14 protein-coding genes are annotated in these 19,325 nt (G+C 63.7%); 11 read left to right on the top strand and 3 right to left on the bottom strand.

Annotated elements, in window-relative coordinates:
• Positions 1 to 36: 36 nt before the first annotated feature.
• Positions 37 to 2,457, bottom strand: a complete 2,421-nt coding sequence (locus PHLH3_RS27810) for a penicillin-binding protein 1A (protein WP_213630707.1) — start codon at positions 2,455 to 2,457, stop codon at positions 37 to 39.
• A 184-nt stretch (positions 2,458 to 2,641) separates the two neighbouring features.
• Between PHLH3_RS27810 and PHLH3_RS27805 the strand changes: the two genes are divergently transcribed.
• From PHLH3_RS27805 to hemE, 11 genes are all read left to right on the top strand, one after another.
• A complete protein-coding gene (locus tag PHLH3_RS27805) occupies positions 2,642 to 3,706 on the top strand; it encodes a pilus assembly protein PilM (protein WP_173171164.1) in 1,065 nt (354 codons plus the stop codon).
• A complete protein-coding gene (gene pilN / locus PHLH3_RS27800) occupies positions 3,706 to 4,278 on the top strand; it encodes a type 4a pilus biogenesis protein PilN (protein ID WP_213626741.1) in 573 nt (190 codons plus the stop codon). The genes PHLH3_RS27805 and pilN overlap by 1 nt, the downstream gene beginning before the upstream one ends.
• Positions 4,275 to 4,898: a type 4a pilus biogenesis protein PilO gene (pilO, locus tag PHLH3_RS27795; RefSeq protein WP_213626739.1), complete on the top strand. Its 624-nt coding sequence runs from the start codon at positions 4,275 to 4,277 to the stop codon at positions 4,896 to 4,898. The genes pilN and pilO overlap by 4 nt, the downstream gene beginning before the upstream one ends.
• The gene (gene pilP, locus PHLH3_RS27790; RefSeq protein WP_213626737.1) at positions 4,895 to 5,428 is read left to right on the top strand and encodes a type 4a pilus biogenesis lipoprotein PilP; all 534 of its coding nucleotides are present in this window, start codon (positions 4,895 to 4,897) and stop codon (positions 5,426 to 5,428) included. Before pilO ends, pilP begins: the two co-directional genes overlap by 4 nt.
• Positions 5,429 to 5,481: 53 nt before the next feature.
• Positions 5,482 to 7,560, top strand: a complete 2,079-nt coding sequence (gene pilQ / locus PHLH3_RS27785) for a type IV pilus secretin PilQ (protein WP_213626735.1) — start codon at positions 5,482 to 5,484, stop codon at positions 7,558 to 7,560.
• A gap of 5 nt (positions 7,561 to 7,565) precedes the next feature.
• Positions 7,566 to 8,084 carry a shikimate kinase AroK gene (gene aroK / locus PHLH3_RS27780; protein WP_173171174.1) on the top strand — a complete coding sequence of 173 codons (519 nt, stop codon included), beginning with the start codon at positions 7,566 to 7,568 and terminating at the stop codon, positions 8,082 to 8,084.
• Positions 8,085 to 8,135: 51 nt separating this feature from the next.
• The gene (gene aroB / locus PHLH3_RS27775) at positions 8,136 to 9,239 is read left to right on the top strand and encodes a 3-dehydroquinate synthase (RefSeq protein ID WP_213626734.1); all 1,104 of its coding nucleotides are present in this window, start codon (positions 8,136 to 8,138) and stop codon (positions 9,237 to 9,239) included.
• A gap of 10 nt (positions 9,240 to 9,249) precedes the next feature.
• Entirely contained in the window at positions 9,250 to 10,923 is a 1,674-nt protein-coding gene (locus PHLH3_RS27770; protein WP_213626732.1) for an AAA family ATPase, read from the top strand.
• Between the two features lie 253 nt (positions 10,924 to 11,176).
• A complete protein-coding gene (gene gltB, locus PHLH3_RS27765; protein WP_213626730.1) occupies positions 11,177 to 15,622 on the top strand; it encodes a glutamate synthase large subunit in 4,446 nt (1,481 codons plus the stop codon).
• Between the two features lie 100 nt (positions 15,623 to 15,722).
• Positions 15,723 to 17,141 carry an FAD-dependent oxidoreductase gene (locus PHLH3_RS27760; protein WP_213626728.1) on the top strand — a complete coding sequence of 473 codons (1,419 nt, stop codon included), beginning with the start codon at positions 15,723 to 15,725 and terminating at the stop codon, positions 17,139 to 17,141.
• A 264-nt stretch (positions 17,142 to 17,405) separates the two neighbouring features.
• Positions 17,406 to 18,473: a uroporphyrinogen decarboxylase gene (gene hemE, locus PHLH3_RS27755; protein ID WP_213626726.1), complete on the top strand. Its 1,068-nt coding sequence runs from the start codon at positions 17,406 to 17,408 to the stop codon at positions 18,471 to 18,473.
• Positions 18,474 to 18,522: 49 nt separating this feature from the next.
• On the opposite strand, the gene PHLH3_RS27750 is transcribed toward hemE, so the two are convergent.
• Both PHLH3_RS27750 and PHLH3_RS27745 read right to left on the bottom strand, forming a co-directional pair.
• A complete protein-coding gene (locus PHLH3_RS27750; RefSeq protein ID WP_348529827.1) occupies positions 18,523 to 18,750 on the bottom strand; it encodes a hypothetical protein in 228 nt (75 codons plus the stop codon).
• A 127-nt stretch (positions 18,751 to 18,877) separates the two neighbouring features.
• Positions 18,878 to 19,324, bottom strand: coding sequence for an excinuclease (locus PHLH3_RS27745; protein WP_173171186.1), 447 nt, complete (start codon positions 19,322 to 19,324; stop codon positions 18,878 to 18,880).
• Position 19,325: the final 1 nt, after the last annotated feature.

The raw sequence follows: 19,325 nt of genomic DNA, 5'->3' as shown, positions 1-19,325 counted from the left end.
GCTGTCGAGGCGGGCTTCTTGTTGTCTTCGCGGCGATCAGAACAGATCGATGGGGGCTGCCTCATCGGCGGGCAGTGGGCTGCCCGGCGCGCTCATGCCCGGATCGAATTCGCTCATGGGCGGCGGCGAATCTTCGCTCTTGAACAGTTCGAAGAAGGCGTTGGGCGTCCCCGGGGCCGCAGCGCGACCGCTGAGCGGGTCGATGCGCAGGGTGAGCAGGCCTTCGGGCTCGGGCAGCACGTGCTCCGGCTTGTCCTTCAGGGCTGCGCTCATGTAGGTCATCCAGATGGGCAGCGCCACGGTGCCGCCGTATTCGTGGCGGCCCAGGCTTTCCGGCTGGTCGAAGCCGACCCAGACGGTGGTCACGTAGTCCGCGTTGTAACCGGAGAACCAGCTGTCCTTGGATTCGTTGGTGGTGCCGGTCTTGCCGGCTATGTCGCCGCGCCCCATGGCCAGGGCGCGCCGGCCGGTTCCGCGCTTGATCACATCCTGCAGCATGCTGGTGAGGATGTAGGTGGTGCGTGCATCGACGATGCGCTCGGCGACTGCGGGCTCCTGCTGCTCGGCACCGGGAAGGCGGGTATCCGGCGCGGCTACGGTCTGGGCGACCTGCGTGTCAGGGGCGTCGTTCTTCGGCACGGTCGGCGGGTTGGCGGTGAAGATGACCTTGCCGTCGCGGCTCTCGATGCGTTCGATCAGGTAGGGCTGGATCTTGTAGCCACCGTTGGCGAAGGTGCTCCAGCCGCTGGCGATCTCCATCGGCGTCAGGGTCGCGGTGCCAAGGGCCAGGGACAGGTTGCGCGGCAACTCCTGCTTGTTGAAGCCGAAGCGGCTCATGTAGTTCAGCGCGTACTCGATGCCCACCGCCTGGAGCAGACGGATCGACACCAGGTTGCGCGACTTGTACAGCGCTTCGCGCAGGCGGATCGGGCCAAGGAAGGTGTTGTTGTCGTTCTTCGGGCGCCAGACCTTGTCCAGGTATTCGTCGACGAAGACGATCGGGGCGTCGTTCACCAGGCTGGCGGCGGTGAAGCCGTTATCCAGTGCTGCGCTGTAGAGGAACGGCTTGAAGCTGGAGCCCGGCTGGCGCTTGGCCTGGACGGCGCGGTTGTAGTTGCTCTGCTCGAACGAGAAGCCGCCGACCAGGGAGCGGATTGCGCCGTTCTGCGGGTCCAGTGATACCAGGGCGCTTTGCGCCGCCGGTTGCTGGACGAACAGCAGCGTGCCGTCCGCCTGGCGCTGGACGCGGATCAGGTCGCCGACCTGTGCGACATCGGCGGGCTGCTGGGGGCGCGGACCGAGGCTGTTGGTGTTGAGGAAGGGGCGGGCCCATTTCATGCTGTCCCAGCCCACGGCTTCCTCCTTGCCGCTACGGGTGAGCACGAGGATGCCGCTCTTTTCCACCTGGGTGACGATCGCAGGCTCCAGGCCGCCGATGAACTTCTGCTTGGCCAGCTCCTGGGCCCAGCTCTCGCGGGTCATGCCGGGGAAGCGCGATTCCGGGCCTCGGTAGCCGTGGCGCTGGTCGTATTCGATCAGGCCGCTGCGCAGTGCATTGTTGGCTGCTTCCTGCAGGTCGCTCGGTACCGTGGTGGTGACGCGGAAGCCTTCGGTGTAGGCATCGCTGCCATAGCGGCCGACCATTTCGGCGCGGGCCATCTCGGCGACGTAGGGGGCGTTCACTTCCGGCGTCGGCACGTGGTAGCTGGCGTCGATCGGCTCGGCTATCGCCTGGTCGTAGCGGGCCTGGTCGATGCGGCCGAGCTTGTACATGCGGCCGAGGATCCAGTCGCGACGCTCCTTGCTGCGGGTCGGGTTGACCAGGGGGTTGAAGCGCGAAGGTGCCTTGGGCAGGCCGGCGATCATCGCCATCTGCGCCAGGCTGACGTCGCGGATGGACTTTCCGTAGTAGACCTGGGCGGCGGCTTCGATGCCGTAGGCGCGGTTGCCCAGGTAGATCTTGTTCACGTAGAGCTCGAGGATTTCATCCTTGCTGAGCTCCCGCTCGATCTGCAGGGCGAGAAGTATTTCATTGATCTTTCTGGAGAAACTTCTCTCGCTGGTGAGGAAGTAGTTCTTCGCCACCTGCATGGTGATGGTGCTGCCGCCGCTCTGAATATGACCGCTCTTCAATAATTGCGTGGCAGCGCGCACCAGGCTGGTGAGGTCGACGCCATAATGGTTGGCGAAGTTGTCATCCTCCGCAGCCAATAATGCCTGGATGAATTCCGGTGGTATGTCCGCGAAACGAATGGGCGCACGGCGCATTTCGCCGAACTCGGCGATGAGCTTGCCGTCGCTGCTGTACACGCGCAGCGGGATCTGCAGCTGGATGCTGCGCAGGGAATCGACAGAAGGAAGAGTCGGGCTAAGGTAGAGGTAAGCGCCGCTGAAACTGAGCAACAGCCCACAAAAAACGGCGACGCAGGACCACCAGAAAAACTTCAGCAGGCGTATCAAGGCTCTTGGATTTCCAGATAAAAGAATGAGTTAAGCGGAAGCAGATCTTAAAAGGGAAAAACTGTTCACATTATATGCGTTTTTTTTCCCGGGTAGCCATTTGCGCTTCTGTCAAGACTGTTATTTAATGTGGAAAAACATAAATCGTCCGTAAGTCTCGGATGCTGATAGGAAATCGGTCGTGCTAGGGCTCTTCAACAAGAAAGCGAATACGCTGCTGGGGATCGACATAAGCTCGACTTCAGTCAAGCTCCTTGAATTGAGTCGCTCGGGAAGCCGCTACAAGGTAGAGGCCTACGCCGTCGAGCCGCTCCCACCGAATGCTGTGGTCGAAAAGAACATCGCCGAACTGGAGGGGGTCGGCCAGGCGTTGTCTCGTGTTCTTGGCAAGGCCAAGGCCAGTTCGAAGTCCGTCGCCGTAGCGGTCGCGGGCTCCGCTGTAATCACCAAGACGATCGAGATGGATGCCGGTCTTTCCGACGATGAGTTGGAGAACCAGCTGAAGATCGAGGCGGACCAGTACATCCCTTATCCGCTCGAAGAAGTCGCGATCGACTTCGAGGTCCAGGGCGCTTCCGCGCGCAACCCTGAGCGGGTCGATGTGCTCCTCGCCGCGTGCCGCAAGGAGAACGTCGAGGTCCGTGAAGCCGCTCTGGCCCTGGCGGGCCTGACCGCCAAGGTCGTCGACGTCGAAGCCTATGCGCTGGAACGTGCCTACGGACTTCTCGCTGCGCAACTGGGCAACGGGAGCGACGAACTGACGGTCGCCGTCGTGGATATCGGGGCGACCATGACGACCCTGAGCGTCCTGCACAACGGCCGGACCATCTACAGCCGCGAGCAGCTTTTCGGCGGACGCCAGCTCACCGAGGAGATCCAGCGCCGCTATGGCCTGTCCGTGGAAGAAGCGGGTCTTGCCAAGAAGCAGGGTGGTCTTCCGGATGACTACGACAGCGAAGTGTTGCAACCGTTCAAGGACGCAGTGGTCCAGCAAGTGTCTCGTTCGCTGCAGTTCTTCTTCGCTGCGGGCCAGTTCAACGATGTCGACTACATCCTCCTGGCGGGTGGCACGGCGTCCATTCCTGATCTGGATCGTTTGATCCAGCAGAAGATCGGCACTCCTACCCAGGTTGCCAACCCCTTCGCGGAGATGGCGCTGAGTGGCAAGGTCAATGCGGGCGCATTGGCCAGTGATGCCCCGGCGCTGATGATTGCCTGCGGACTGGCGATGAGGAGTTTCGACTGATGGCACGCATCAACCTACTCCCCTGGCGGGAGCAGCTGCGCGAGGAACGCAAGCAGCGATTTCTCGTGGCCCTTGCGGGTGTGCTGGTGATTTCGGCCGGCCTGGTTTTCCTCGGCGATCAGTACCTGAACGGCGAGATCGAGAACCAGCAGGCGCGTAACGAGTTCGTGCGCAAGGAAATTGCGGTGCTGGACACTCGGATCAAAGAGATCAGCGAGCTCAAGACGCGCCGCCAGCAACTGCTCGAGCGGATGAAGATCATTCAGGACCTGCAGGGCAACCGCCCCATCATTGGTCGCGTTTTCGACCAGTTGGTGCGCACGTTGCCGGATGGGGTCTTCTTCACGAACGTAGCGATGAAAGGGCAAAGCATCGCCATCGTTGGCGCTGCCGAGTCCAATAACAGGGTTTCCAACCTGATGCGTAATCTCGATGCCTCCGAATGGTTGACCGCTCCGAACCTTACCGAGGTCCGGGCGATTACTGCCGGCGCGGTCGACCAGGCAAATGTCTTCCAGTTGACCGTACAGCAGACCCAGCCTGCTGCCGACGTAGAAGGAGCCAAGAAATGAGCTTGGCTGATTCGCTCGAAAGTCTACGCAAGGTCGATCTGAATGACCTCGACCTCAACAACATGGGCTCATGGCCAGCAGCGGTAAAAGTAATTGCCTGCGTCTTGCTGGTCGCTGCTGTCCTTGCGTTGGGTTACAACTTCCATCTCAAGGATCTGGAACTTCAGCTCGATCAGCAGCGCGCCGAAGAAGAAACGCTCAAGCAGCAATTCACGACCAAGGCTTTTCAGGCGGCCAACCTCGAAGCCTATAAAGATCAAATGAAGGAAATGGAAACGTCCTTTGGCGCCCTCCTTCGGCAGCTGCCCAGCGATACCGAAGTTCCCGGATTGCTGGAGGACATCACCCGCACTGGTCTTGGAAGTGGGTTGGAGTTCGAGGAGATCAAGCTCCTGCCGGAAGCTGCACAGCAGTTCTATATCGAGCTGCCGATCCAGATATCGGTGGTGGGGACGTACCACGACCTGGCGACCTTTGTGAGCGGAGTTGCCAGCCTTCCCCGCATCGTCACGCTGCATGACTTCAGCATTACTCCTGTCAGTGCTGAAAGTACTACGCAGTTGCGCATGAGTATCCTGGCGAAGACCTATCGCTACAACGACAAGGGGCTGCAGAAATGATCCGTACCAGCTCCCGTCTGATTCTCAGTGGTCTTCTGCTGGCTAGCCTGTCCGGATGCGGAGGTGGCGGTGATTTCGCGGATCTCCAGGCCTACATGGATGAAGTTCGTGCCCGCCCGAAAGGCACGATCGAACCGCTTCCGAAGTTCCAGCCCTATGAGGCCTTTACATATAGCGCCGCGGCTTTGCGCAGCCCTTTCCAGCCGCCGGTGAAGATCGACCTGGCGAACAAGATAAAGGGCAGCAAGGACGTGCACCCGGATGAGACCCGGGTGAAGCAGTTCCTAGAAGGGTTCAACATCGAGTCCTTCGAAATGGTAGGCACGCTTTCCAATGAGGGAGGCATGTTCGCTCTGGTTCGAGGCGCTGGAGGGGTGCATCGAATCAGGGTAGGTGATTTCCTCGGACGCAATGACGGCAAGGTCGTCGCGATAAGCGAATCCAAGATCGACGTCGTAGAGATAGTCCCGGATGGTGAGGGTGGCTGGCTCGAGCGCCCGCGCAGTCTCACGCTCAAGGAGCGCTCTTAAGGGCGGGGTGACTTATGAAAAACAAACACCGGTCTGCACAACGGAACCAGATGATGAACAGCTCGCTTTCGCGCTTCGGCCTTACCCTATTGGCCGCCATGTTGTCGCCAGTATTGCTGGCTGCCGACCTGCAGGGTCTCGATGTGGCAGCCTTGCCTGGCGGTAAGGTTGAACTGAAACTTGCCTTCGACGAGCCGGTTGTTGCGCCTCGGGGCTATACCATCGAGCAGCCTGCACGCATTGCTCTGGACCTGCCCGGGGTAACCAACAAACTGGGCAGCAAGAATCGCGAACTGGGCGTGGGCAACGCGCGGAGCGTCACCATAGTCGAGGCCAAGGATCGCACACGGATGATTATCAACCTGGCGACGCTCGTGCCCTACAGCACGCGTGTCGAGGGTAACAATCTCTACGTCATCGTCGGTGAGGCGGGCGGTGCCACCCAGCAAGCGACCCGTACTGCTCCTGTTGCCGCTCCGGTAGCTCCTGCAGCACCCGTCAAGACTTTTGCTGCGGCAGGCAAGGCCATCAGCAATATTGATTTTCAGCGCGGTGACCAGGGTGAAGGCAATGTTGTAATCACGCTTTCCGATCCCACCGTAAGCCCGGATATTCAGGAACAGGGTGGCAAGATTCGCCTTGATTTCGCCAAGACCCAACTGCCCGAGTCGTTGCGCGTGCGCCTGGATGTGAAGGATTTCGCTACGCCGGTTCAGTTCGTCAGCGCAGCGGGCTCTTCAGGTAACGCCAGCATCACCATCGAGCCGACCGGCTTCTACGATTACCTGGCCTATCAAACTGATAACAAGTTGACTGTCAGCATCAAGCCGCTGACGCAAGAAGATGTCGAGAAGCGCAAGTCCGAGCGTTTTGCCTACTCGGGTGAAAAGCTCTCTTTGAACTTCCAGGACATCGATGTGCGTTCGGTGCTCCAGCTGATTGCTGACTTCACCGACCTCAACCTGGTGGCCTCGGATACCGTTCAGGGCAATATCACGCTGCGCCTGCAGAACGTGCCCTGGGACCAGGCGTTGGACCTGGTGCTGAAAACCAAGGGGCTCGACAAGCGCAAGGTTGGCAACGTGCTGCTGGTTGCACCGGCTGACGAAATTGCTGCTCGTGAGCGTCAAGAGCTGGAGTCCCAGAAGCAGATCGCCGAGTTGGCTCCGCTGCGTCGTGAGCTGATCCAGGTGAACTACGCCAAGGCTGCCGATATCGCCAAGCTGTTCCAGTCCGTGACCAGTGGCAACGAGTCGTCGGATGAGCGTGGTTCGATTACCGTGGATGACCGCACCAACAGCATCATCGCCTACCAGACCCAGGACAAGCTGGACGAACTGCGCCGCATCGTGGCCCAGCTCGATATCCCGGTCCGCCAGGTGATGATCGAGGCTCGTATCGTCGAGGCGAACGTCGACTACGACAAATCGCTGGGTGTGAACTGGCGCGGTGCGCGCGTGGGTGACAACAACTTCGTCATCGGCGGGGAAGGTGGCACCCGGACCGGTGGCGGTAGCACCACTCCCAATACTGCTCTCGGAACCTTCGTGGACATGGGGGCGACTAACGCTACTTCCTCCATCGGTATCGGCTTCGTAACCGACAACACGATCCTCGACCTCGAACTTTCCGCCATGGAGAAGACCGGCAACGGGGAGATCGTGTCGCAGCCGAAGGTTGTTACCTCGGACAAGGAAACCGCGAAGATTCTCAAAGGCGCAGAGATTCCTTACCAAGAGTCCAGCTCCAGCGGCGCTACCAGCACGTCCTTCAAAGAAGCGGCCCTGTCCCTGGAAGTGACTCCGCAGATCACGCCTGACAACCGCATCATCATGGAAGTCAAGGTTACCAAGGATGCCCCGGACTTCTCCAACGCGCTGAACGGCGTGCCGCCGATCAACAAGAACGAGGTCAATGCCAAGGTTCTGGTCAGCGATGGCGAGACCATCGTGATCGGTGGTGTGTTCTCCAACACCCAGACCAAGGCGACTGACAAGGTTCCCTTCCTTGGCGACCTGCCGTTCCTCGGCCGCATGTTCAAGCGTGATGTGGTCCAGGACAAGAAATCCGAGCTGCTGGTCTTCCTCACCCCGCGTATCATGAACAACCAGGCTATTGCGGTGAGTCGCTGACATCAGTGCGTAATTTGATCCTCGTTGGCCCGATGGGAGCTGGAAAGAGCACCATCGGGCGTTTGCTTGCCAAAGAACTGCGCCTGCCCTTCAAGGATTCCGACAAGGAAATCGAGCAGCGGACGGGTGCGGACATCCCCTGGATATTCGATGTCGAAGGCGAGCAGGGTTTTCGTGATCGCGAGCAGTCGATGCTTCAGGAGCTCTGCCTCGCCGATGGCGTCGTGGTTGCGACGGGTGGCGGAGCTGTCTTGCGGCCTGCCAACCGCGAAGCGCTCAGGGGGGGAGGCCGGGTCGTCTATCTGCACACCTCGGTTGAGCAGCAGATCGACCGCACCTCCCGCGACCGTAACCGGCCGTTGCTGCGCACCGCTGATCCGGGGCGTGTGCTGCGTGACCTCATGGCCATCCGCGACCCCCTTTACCGTGAGATCGCCGACATCATCATCGAGACCGATGAGCGGCCTCCGCGTCTGGTGGTCCAGGAAATCCTCGAACGATTGCAGGCGCTGCCACCCCGTTAAAGCAGGGACTGAACTGCGCTATCCTAGTGCCCTTTTCATAGTGGGGGCCCCATGCGGACACTTCAGGTCGATCTTGGCGAGCGTAGTTATCCCATCCATATCGGCGCTGGCCTGCTGACGCAGGTCGAGCTTTTCGCGCCCCATATCGCCGGCAAGCAGGTGGCCATCGTCACCAACGAGACCGTCGCCCCTCTCTATCTTGAACAGCTGACCCGCACGCTTTCCGCCTACAAGGTGCAGCCGATCGTCCTGCCCGACGGCGAAGCCTTCAAGAATTGGGAAACCCTGCAACTGATCTTCGACGGCCTGCTCACCGCCCGTCACGATCGCCGTACCACCGTCATCGCCCTGGGCGGCGGCGTGATCGGTGACATGGTCGGCTTCGCGGCGGCCTGCTACCAGCGTGGTGTCGATTTCATCCAGGTGCCCACCACCCTGCTGTCCCAGGTGGACTCCTCCGTGGGTGGCAAGACCGGCATCAACCACCCGCTGGGCAAGAACATGGTCGGCGCCTTCTACCAGCCCCGGGCCGTGATCATCGATACTGCGACGCTGCGCACGCTTGCGCCGCGCGAGCTCTCCGCCGGCCTCGCCGAAGTGATCAAATACGGCCTGATCTGCGACGAGCCCTTCCTGCCCTGGCTGGAAGAGCATATGGCCGCCCTGCGCGGCCTCGAACAGGAGCCCCTGACCGAAGCCATCGAGCGCTCCTGTGCGGCGAAAGCCCGGGTCGTCGGGGCCGACGAGCGCGAGTCCGGCGTACGCGCCACCCTCAACCTCGGCCACACCTTCGGCCATGCCATCGAGACCCACATGGGCTATGGCGTCTGGTTGCATGGCGAGGCGGTTTCCGCCGGCACCGTCATGGCACTGGAGATGTCCAGGCGCCTGGGCTGGATCAACGAAGAGGAGCGTGATCGTTCGATCCGCCTGCTGCGCGATGCCGGCTTGCCCATCGTGCCGCCGGAGGAGATGACGCCCGAGCAGTTCCTCGAACACATGGCAGTGGACAAGAAGGTCCTCGACGGACAGCTGCGCCTGGTGCTGTTGCGCGCGATCGGCGAGGCCGTTGTCACTGCGGATTACCCGCGAAATATTCTGGACGACACCCTGAGCGCGGACTATCGCGCCCTGGCTGACCAGCTTGGAGAGTAAAAAGAGTCCCATGACCAGCCTGCACGCCGACGAGGCCTTCCTGGCCCACTACCAGTTCACCCACGACCCCTTCGCCGCGCGGGTACCCGGCTTCAAGTTCTATCCCGCCCAGCGCAAGCCGGTGCTTGGGCAGTTGCACCACCTGGCCCGCTACAGCCAGCTGCTGCTGGTGGTGACCGGTCCCCAGGGCAGCGGCAAGACGCTGCTGCGCCAGGCGCTGGTCGCCAGCACCAACAAGCAGGCGGTGCAAAGCGTGGTGGTTTCCGCGCGCGGCGCGGCCGAGGCGGGTGGTCTGATGCGCCTGGTCGCCCAGGCGCTGGGCGTTGCCCAGAGTGACGCGCGCTCGGTCCTCGCCCAGGTCGGCCAGCTCGCGCTGACCGGCCAGGAGGTCTACCTGCTGGTGGACGATGCCGAAGACCTCGACGACGCCGGCCTCGACAACCTGCTGACCCTGGCCGCTGGCAACAGCGAGGCTCGCCCGCATGTCTTCCTCTTCGCCGACTCCAACCTGCTGCCGCGCCTGGAACTGCTCGCCGATGGCGAAGAACGTTTCCACGCCATTGAACTTCTGCCCTACAGCGAGGACGAAACCCGCGAATATCTGGCGCAGCGGCTCGAAGGCGCCGGACAGGGGATTGAGCTGCTGACCGAGGAGCAGATCGAGGACATCCATCTGCAATCCGGTGGTTGGCCCGGCGGCATCAATCAGTCCGCTCGTGAACTGTTGGTCGAGGCCATGCTCGCCGAGCGGGGGGCCTCGCGCAAAGGAGGGTTCAGCTTGAATCTACCGAAGAAGCACCTGCTGGCACTGGGGGTCGTCGCCATTGGCGTCGTCGCGGCCCTGTTGATGCAGAACCGTTCGGACAGCCCGGCTTCCACGCAGCCCACGACCGCACAGCTGCCCATGGGCCAGCAGCCGACGCCTGCCGGTGAAGTGCCCGCTGGCCAGCCCCAGGCACCGGCGGAAGCGCCCGCCGTAGAGTTCGCCGGCTCCTCGCAGCCCCTGCCGCTGCCCCTGGTGGGCGAAGCCCAGCCGGTGATCCGCGAGCCGCTGGCGCAGGCGGCAGGCCAGGACGATCTCGATGATGGTGGTGCCCAGCCTGGCTCCCAGGCGGCCATTCCGCCGACCGTCACCACCGTCGCACCGCCTGTGGGCGCTGTCGCCGGCACCGCTCCGGCCGTGCCGCCTGCTCCGGTGATCACCCAGCAGCCGGCGGTCAAGCCGATCCAGCCGATCGCCACTGCACCGACTTCCGCCGCGTCCGCCCCGGCTGCCGTGCCCACGGCGCCCGCCAAGCCCGCCGTTGCGGCCACGACTCCGGCCAAGCCGGCCGAGAAGCCTGCTGCCAAGCCCGCTGCCGCACCGGCCGTGGCCGCTGCCGGCACTGCGTCCGCCGGTGCCGGTGATGGCTGGTATCGCTCCCAGGCCGGCGGTCATTACGCCGTGCAGATCCTCGGGACCAGCTCCGAAGGCAGTGCCAAGGCATTCGTCCAGCAGAACGGCGGCGAGTACCGCTACTTCAAGAAAGTCCACCAGGGCAAGCCGCTGTACGTCGTCACCTATGGCAATTTCCCCAGCCGCAATGCCGCCCAGGCCGCGATCAAGGGGCTCCCCGCCAAGGTCCAGGCCGGCAAGCCCTGGCCCAAGAGCTTCGCCAGCATCCAGCAGGAAATCGCCCGCTGACAGCGGGCGCCATCTCCCTCCCGCCTCCGTGACCGGAGGGTCGTTAGCACGACCTTCCGGTCTAATCCTTCGGTTTGGCGACATAAACTTTCACTTAATCGTCGCGAAGATTTGTGACGGACCAAGTGGATATGTACAATGACCTCCCTTTTGCCTGCGCAAAGCTGGCGCCTAGTCCTGCGCGTGTGGTAAGTGGTTGAACTACAAAGCAATTTTGCCTTTTTACCAAGGCAGTTCCTGGTGAGAGTTCCCTATGAAAGCAGGTCTGTACCATCCTGATGAGTTCAAGGATAACTGCGGTTTCGGCTTGATCGCCCACATGCAAGGCGAGGCAAGCCACCATCTTCTGCAAACCGCTATCGAAGCACTGACCTGCATGACCCACCGCGGCGGCATCAACGCCGACGGCAAGACCGGTGACGGTTGTGGCCTGCTGATCCAGAAACCCGACCTGTTCCTGCGCGCCACGGCCAAGGCCGAGTTCGCGGTCGACCTGCCTGCCCAGTACGCCGTGGGCATGGTCTTCCTGAACCAGGACCAGGCTCGCGCCGACGCCGCCCGCGCCAACATGAACCGCGAGATCGAAGCCGCCGGCCTGCAGCTGATCGGCTGGCGCAAGGTGCCGATCGATACCAGCGTCCTCGGCCGCCTGGCCCTCGAGCGCCTGCCGCAGATAGAGCAGGTGTTCATCGGTGGCGAAGGCCTCTCCGACCAGGAGATGGCCATCAAGCTGTTCAGCGCCCGTCGTCGTTCGTCCGTGGCCAACGCCGCCGACGCCGACCACTACGTCTGCAGCTTCTCCAACAAGACCATCATCTACAAAGGCCTGATGATGCCGGCCGACCTGCAGCAGTTCTACCCGGACCTGGGTGACGAGCGCCTGCAGACCGCCATCTGCGTCTTCCACCAGCGCTTCTCCACCAACACCCTGCCGAAGTGGCCGCTGGCGCAGCCCTTCCGCTTCCTCGCCCACAACGGCGAGATCAACACCATCACCGGCAACCGCAACTGGGCCCTGGCCCGTCGCACCAAGTTCGCCAACGACCAGCTGCCCGACATCGACGAGCTCGGCCCGCTGGTCAACCGCGTCGGTTCCGACTCCTCCAGCATGGACAACATGCTCGAGCTGATGGTCACCGGCGGCATCGACCTGTTCCGCGGCCTGCGCATGATCATTCCGCCGGCCTGGCAGAACGTCGAGACCATGGACGCCGACCTGCGCGCCTTCTACGAATACAACTCCATGCACATGGAGCCCTGGGACGGCCCCGCCGGCGTCGTGCTGACCGACGGCCGCCACGCCGTCTGCCTGCTCGACCGCAACGGCCTGCGTCCGGCCCGCTGGGTCACCACCAAGAACGGCTACATCACCCTGGCCTCCGAGATCGGCGTCTGGGACTACAAGCCCGAGGACGTCATCGCCAAGGGCCGCGTCGGCCCCGGCCAGATCCTCGCCGTGGACACCGAGACCGGCCAGGTCCTGACCACCGACGACATCGACAACCGCCTCAAGTCGCGCCACCCCTACAAGCAGTGGCTGCGCCAGAGCGCCGTGCGCATCCAGGCCAAGCTCGACGACGACCACGGCGTGGCCAGCTACGACAGCGACCAGCTCAAGCAGTACATGAAGATGTTCCAGGTCACCTTCGAGGAGCGTGACCAGGTGCTGCGCCCGCTGGGCGAACAGGGCCAGGAAGCCGTCGGCTCCATGGGCGACGACACCCCCATGGCCGTGCTCTCGCGTCGCGTGCGTTCCACCTACGACTACTTCCGCCAGCAATTCGCGCAGGTCACCAACCCGCCGATCGACCCGCTGCGCGAAGCCATCGTCATGTCCCTGGAAATCTGCCTGGGCGCCGAGCGCAACATCTTCTCCGAGTCCCGCGAGCACGCCACCCGCGTGATCCTCAGCAGCCCGGTGATCTCCCCGGCCAAGTGGCGTGCGCTGATGAGCCTCGACCGCGAAGGCTTCGAGCGCCAGGTGATCGACCTCAACTACGACGAGTCCATCGGCCTCGAGGCCGCCGTACGCAACATCGCCGACCAGGCCGAGGAAGCCGTGCGCTCGGGCAAGGTGCTGCTGGTCCTCAGCGACCGCCACATCGGCCCCGGCAAGCTGCCGGCCCACGCGTCCCTGGCCGTCGGCGCCGTGCACCACCGCCTGACCGAGCAGGGCCTGCGTTGCGACTGCAACATCCTGGTCGAGACCGCCACCGCGCGTGACCCGCACCACTTCGCCGTCCTGGTCGGCTTCGGCGCCTCCGCCGTGTACCCGTACCTGGCCTACGAAGTGCTGGCCGACCTGATCCGTACCGGCGAAGTGCTGGGCGATCTCTACGAAGTCTTCAAGCACTACCGCAAGGGCATCTCCAAGGGCCTGCTGAAGATCCTCTCGAAGATGGGCATCTCCACCATCGCCTCCTACCGCGGCGCGCAGCTGTTCGAAGCCGTGGGTCTCTCCGAGGAAGTGGTCGAGCTCAGCTTCAAGGGTGTCGCCAGCCGCATCAAGGGGGCGCGTTTCGTCGACATCGAGGCCGAGCAGAAGCTGCTCGCCTTCGAAGCCTGGAACAACCGCAAGCCGATCCAGCAGGGCGGCCTGCTCAAGTTCGTCTACGGCGGCGAGTACCACGCCTACAACCCCGATGTGGTCAACACCCTGCAGGCCGCCGTGCAGCAGAGCGACTACGCCAAGTACAAGGAATACGCAGCGCTGGTGGACAACCGCCCGGTATCGATGCTGCGCGACCTGCTCAAGGTCAAGCTCGCCGACCAGCCGCTGTCGCTCGACCAGGTCGAGCCGCTGGACGCCATCTTCAAGCGCTTCGACGCGGCCGGCATCTCCCTCGGTGCCCTGTCTCCGGAGGCCCACGAGGCCCTCGCCGAAGCCATGAACCGCCTCGGCGGCCGCTCCAACTCCGGTGAGGGCGGTGAAGACCCGGCGCGCTACGGCACCGTGCGCAGCTCCAAGATCAAGCAGGTCGCCACCGGCCGGTTCGGCGTCACCCCCGAGTACCTGGTCAACGCCGAAGTGCTGCAGATCAAGGTCGCCCAGGGCGCCAAGCCCGGCGAAGGCGGCCAGCTGCCCGGCGGCAAGGTCAATGGCCTGATCGCCAAGCTGCGCTATGCGGTTCCCGGCGTGACCCTGATCTCGCCGCCGCCGCACCACGACATCTACTCCATTGAAGACCTGTCGCAGCTGATCTTCGACCTCAAGCAGGTCAACCCCAAGGCGCTGGTCTCGGTGAAGCTGGTGGCGGAAGCCGGTGTCGGCACCATCGCCGCCGGCGTGGCCAAGGCCTATGCCGACCTGATCACCATCTCCGGCTATGACGGCGGCACCGGCGCCTCGCCGCTGACCTCCATCAAGTACGCCGGCAGCCCCTGGGAGCTCGGCCTCGCCGAGACCCACCAGACCCTGCGCGGCAACGACCTGCGCGGCAAGGTCCGGGTGCAGACCGACGGCGGCCTGAAGACCGGCCTCGACGTGATCAAGGCCGCCATCCTCGGCGCCGAGAGCTTCGGCTTCGGCACCGGCCCGATGGTCGCCCTGGGCTGCAAGTACCTGCGCATCTGCCACCTGAACAACTGCGCCACAGGCGTGGCCACCCAGAACGACAAGCTGCGCAAGGACCACTTCATCGGCACCGTCGAAATGGTGATGAACTACTTCACCTACGTCGCCGAAGACACCCGCGAGTGGCTGGCCAAGCTCGGCGTGCCGAGCCTGGGCGAGCTGATCGGCCGCACCGACCTGCTGGAAATGCTCCCCGGCGAGACCGAGAAGCAGGGCCACCTGGACCTGTCCCCGCTGCTGGGCAGCGACAAGGTCCCGGCCGACAAGCCGCAGTTCTGCGAAGTCGAGAAGAACCCGCCGTTCGACCAGGGCCTGCTGGCCGAGAAGATGGTCGAACTGGCCAAGGCCGCCATCGACGCCAAGAGCGGCGCCGAGTTCGCCCTCGACATCTGCAACTGCGACCGCTCCATCGGTGCCCGTGTCTCCGGCGAGATCGCCCGCGTGCACGGCAACCAGGGCATGGCCAAGGCGCCGATCACCTTCCGCTTCAAGGGCACCGCGGGCCAGAGCTTCGGCGTGTGGAACGCCGGCGGCCTGAACCTGTACCTCGAAGGCGACGCCAACGACTACGTCGGCAAGGGCATGACCGGCGGCAAGCTGGTCATCACCCCGCCCAAGGGCAGCCCGTTCAAGACCCAGGAGTCGGCCATCATCGGCAACACCTGCCTGTACGGCGCCACCGGCGGCAAGCTGTTCGCCGCAGGCACCGCGGGCGAGCGTTTCGCCGTGCGCAACTCCGGCGCCCACACGGTCGTGGAAGGCACCGGCGACCACTGCTGCGAATACATGACCGGCGGCTTCGTCTGCGTCCTCGGCAAGACCGGCTACAACTTCGGCTCGGGCATGACCGGCGGCTTCGCCTACGTGCTCGACCTGGACAACAGCTTCGTCGACCGGGTGAACCACGAACTGGTGGAGATCCAGCGCATCAGCAACGAGGCGATGGAGGCCTACCGCAGCCATCTGCACAGCGTGCTGGCCGAGTACGTCAAGGAAACTGAAAGCGAGTGGGGCGCCCACCTGCTGGAGAACCTGGACGACTACCTGCGCAAGTTCTGGCTGGTCAAGCCGAAGGCCGCGAACCTCGCCTCGCTGCTCTCCAGCACCCGAGCCAACCCGCAATAACAAACGCCCAGCCCGGCAGGCCCATCGGCCTGCCGGGTACCGTGATGAGTCTTGCAGCTTGCAGCTTGTAGCTTGCCGCTGCTGTTAAGAGGTTTTTCAAATGACTGAACGTCTGAACAACGACTTCCAGTTCATCGAGGTCGGGCGCAAGGATCCGAAGAAGAAGCTGCTGCGCCAGCGCAAGCGCGAGTTCGTCGAGATCCACGACCTGTTCAAGCCGCAGCAGGCGGCTGACCAGGCGCACCGCTGCCTCGGTTGCGGCAACCCCTATTGCGAGTGGAAGTGCCCGGTGCACAACTTCATTCCGAACTGGCTGAAGCTGGTCTCGGAAGGCAACATCCTGGCCGCCGCCGAACTGTCCCACCAGACCAACACCCTGCCGGAAGTCTGCGGCCGCGTGTGCCCGCAGGACCGCCTCTGCGAAGGTGCCTGCACCCTCAACGACGGCTTCGGCGCGGTCACCATCGGCTCGGTGGAGAAGTACATCACCGACACCGCCTTCGCCATGGGCTGGCGTCCGGACATGTCCAAGGTCAAGCCCACCGGCAAGCGCGTCGCCGTCATCGGCGCCGGCCCGGCCGGCCTCGGCTGCGCCGACATCCTGGTGCGCAACGGCGTGACCCCGGTGGTGTTCGACAAGAACCCCGAGATCGGTGGCCTGCTGACCTTCGGCATCCCCGAGTTCAAGCTGGAAAAGACCGTGATGAGCCGCCGCCGCGAGGTCTTCACCGGCATGGGCGTCGAGTTCCGCCTGAACACCGAGATCGGCAAGGACGTCACCATGCAGCAACTGCTGGATGAGTACGACGCCGTGTTCATGGGCATGGGCACCTACACCTACATGAAGGGCGGCTTCCCGGGCGAAGACCTGCCGGGCGTGCACGACGCGCTCGACTTCCTCATCGCCAACGTCAATCGCAACCTCGGCTTCGAGAAGGCGCCGGAAGACTTCATCGACATGAAGGGCAAGCGCGTCGTCGTCCTCGGTGGCGGCGACACCGCGATGGACTGCAACCGCACCTCCATCCGCCAGGGCGCCAAGTCCGTGACCTGCGCCTACCGCCGCGACGAAGAGAACATGCCCGGCTCGCGCAAAGAGGTGAAGAACGCCAAGGAAGAGGGCGTGAAGTTCCTCTTCAACCGCCAGCCCATCGCCATCGTCGGCGAAGACAGGGTGGAAGGCGTCAAGGTGGTCGAGACCCGTCTCGGCGAGCCGGACGCCCGTGGCCGCCGCAGCCCCGAGCCGATCCCGGGCTCCGAGGAGATCATCCCGGCCGAAGCCGTGCTGATCGCCTTCGGCTTCCGCCCGAGCCCGGCCCCCTGGTTCGAGCAGTTCGGCATCAGCATCGACAGCCAGGGCCGCGTCGTCGCACCCGAGCAGAACGCGTTCAAGCACCAGACCAGCAACCCGAAGATCTTCGCCGGTGGCGACATGGTCCGCGGGTCCGACCTGGTGGTGACGGCGATCTTCGAAGGCCGCAACGCTGCCGAAGGCATCCTCGATTATCTGGGGGTCTGAGGGGCAAGCCGCACGCTACAAGCTACAAGTGCGTAGGGTGGATGCCGCTCTTTGCATCCACCAGCGGTGCTGATCGGGGCTCCGCTGCGGTGGGCCGGTGGAGTGTGGTCCACCCGACATGCCACAAGTGACGCCCGCTTGTGACTTGAGGCGTGTAGCTCCTGGCCGCGACATTCTGTCGCTAAAGACAAAAGGCACGGCCCCCGCCGTGCCTTTTGCGTTGGGCTTTGCGAAAATGCCCGCACTTTTTCGTTGGACACTGCCATGACCGTCTTGAAGAACGACCGTTTCCTCCGCGCCCTGCTCAAGCAGCCCGTCGATGTCACCCCCGTCTGGATGATGCGCCAGGCCGGTCGTTACCTGCCGGAATACCGGGCCACCCGCGCCAAGGCCGGTGACTTCGTCAGCCTGATGAAGAACCCCGAGCTGGCCTGCGAGGTCACCATCCAGCCGCTGGACCGCTACCCGCAGCTGGACGCCGCGATCCTCTTCTCCGACATCCTCACCATCCCCGACGCCATGGGCCAGGGCCTGTACTTCGAGACCGGCGAAGGTCCGCGCTTCAGGAAGGTGGTCAGCAGCCTGGCCGACATCGAGGCCCTGCCGATCCCCGATCCCGAGCAGGACCTGGGCTACGTGATGGACGCCGTGCGCAACATCCGTCGCGAGCTGAACGGCCGCGTGCCGCTGATCGGCTTCACCGGCAGCCCCTGGACGCTCGCCACCTACATGGTCGAAGGCGGCTCCAGCCGCGACTTCCGCAAGTCCAAGGCGATGCTCTACAACGACCCCCAGGCCATGCACGCCCTGCTCGACAAGCTGGCGAAATCGATCATCGCCTACCTCAACGGGCAGATCCGCGCCGGCGCCCAGGCCGTGCAGATCTTCGACTCCTGGGGCGGCAGCCTCTCGGCGGCGGCCTACCAGGAGTTTTCCCTGGCCTACATGAAACAGATCATCGACGGCCTGATCCGCGAGCATGACGGGCGTCGCGTGCCGGTGATCCTCTTCACCAAGGGCGGCGGCCTGTGGCTCGAATCCATGGCCGATAGCGGCGCCGAAGCGCTGGGCCTGGACTGGACCTGCGACATCGGCAGCGCCCGCGCCCGCGTCGGCGCCAAGGTCGCCCTGCAGGGCAACATGGACCCGGCCGTGCTCTACGCCAACCCCGCCGCCATCCGCGCCGAAGTGGGGCGCATCCTCGCCGCCTACGGCCAGGGCAGCGGCCAGGTATTCAACCTCGGCCATGGCGTCACCCCGGAAGTCGACCCGGCCAACGCCGGCGCCTTCTTCGAGGCCGTCCACGAGCTGTCGGCGCAGTACCACCGCTGAGTGGCACCCGCCCGTGAAAAAAGGCCGCTGATGCGGCCTTTCTTCTGCCCTAGTCCAGGCGCATATCGCTTATCCCCAGCAGCTCGGCCTGCTGGATGATCTCCTGCGCAGTGGCGTCCGCCGCGGGCATCACCAGGCTGTTCTCGGCGTCGGCGAAATGCAGCACCAGGAGGTGCATGGCGGTCTCGCCCGGGTCGGGGCGGTGCTCCAGCTCCAGCACGTGGCGGCGCGGTTCGTCGTGGAAGCGATAGTGGATCGTGTACGGCTGCAGGGGCATGCGCGGTCTCCTCGGAGGGTGGGCGGTCTCGATTGAGTTGACTTGGCGGTCAGCTATTTCGTTCAGGGCATTTCCCGCGCCCATGAAAAAGGCCGCTCGCGCGGCCTTCCCCAACAGCTGCAACGCCTTACTTGACGTTGGCGATGGCGCCCTTGAGGGCGACGCCGGCGACGAAGGCGCCCGCGTGGCACTCGTACTTGCTGGCGTCCTTGTATTCCTTGCGCTTGTAGTTGCTGGCGATGTCCACCACCGCGTTGGCGCCGGCCGACTTGGCCGCGTCCTGCAGGCGGATCAGGGCGGACTGCAGCACCCAGCGGCAGGCTTCCTCGTCGCTCTTGTTGAAGGCGTTGGTCTTCTGGTTGGTGGTGATGTTGGGGTTGATCACCGTCACCTTGCCGGCGGGGGTGTTGCCGGCCAGGTAGAACTTCACGCTGCCATCCAGGCGTCCTGCCTGCACGGCCTCGGTGACCACCGAATTGAAGTCGAGGTAATGCACGGTATCGCGGGCCTGGCTGATGCCGGGCAGAACAGCGGCGGACAGTACAGCAACAGCGGTCCAGGTCTTGAGGCTCATG

Source organism: Pseudomonas sp. Pc102 (genome assembly GCF_018408275.1).
GTDB classification, from domain to species: domain Bacteria; phylum Pseudomonadota; class Gammaproteobacteria; order Pseudomonadales; family Pseudomonadaceae; genus Metapseudomonas; species Metapseudomonas tohonis.
This window is presented reverse-complemented; position numbering and strand designations above follow the sequence as displayed.

Coding starts and splice junctions, on each gene's coding strand:
- PHLH3_RS27770 (WP_213626732.1), top strand. CDS start 9,250: ATGACCAGCCTGCACGCCGACGAGGCCTTCCTGGCCCACTACCAGTTC.
- PHLH3_RS27760 (WP_213626728.1), top strand. CDS start 15,723: ATGACTGAACGTCTGAACAACGACTTCCAGTTCATCGAGGTCGGGCGC.
- PHLH3_RS27745 (WP_173171186.1), bottom strand. CDS start 19,324: ATGAGCCTCAAGACCTGGACCGCTGTTGCTGTACTGTCCGCCGCTGTT.
- pilQ (WP_213626735.1), top strand. CDS start 5,482: ATGAACAGCTCGCTTTCGCGCTTCGGCCTTACCCTATTGGCCGCCATG.
- pilN (WP_213626741.1), top strand. CDS start 3,706: ATGGCACGCATCAACCTACTCCCCTGGCGGGAGCAGCTGCGCGAGGAA.
- pilP (WP_213626737.1), top strand. CDS start 4,895: ATGATCCGTACCAGCTCCCGTCTGATTCTCAGTGGTCTTCTGCTGGCT.
- aroB (WP_213626734.1), top strand. CDS start 8,136: ATGCGGACACTTCAGGTCGATCTTGGCGAGCGTAGTTATCCCATCCAT.
- PHLH3_RS27750 (WP_348529827.1), bottom strand. CDS start 18,750: ATGCCCCTGCAGCCGTACACGATCCACTATCGCTTCCACGACGAACCG.
- hemE (WP_213626726.1), top strand. CDS start 17,406: ATGACCGTCTTGAAGAACGACCGTTTCCTCCGCGCCCTGCTCAAGCAG.
- gltB (WP_213626730.1), top strand. CDS start 11,177: ATGAAAGCAGGTCTGTACCATCCTGATGAGTTCAAGGATAACTGCGGT.
- pilO (WP_213626739.1), top strand. CDS start 4,275: ATGAGCTTGGCTGATTCGCTCGAAAGTCTACGCAAGGTCGATCTGAAT.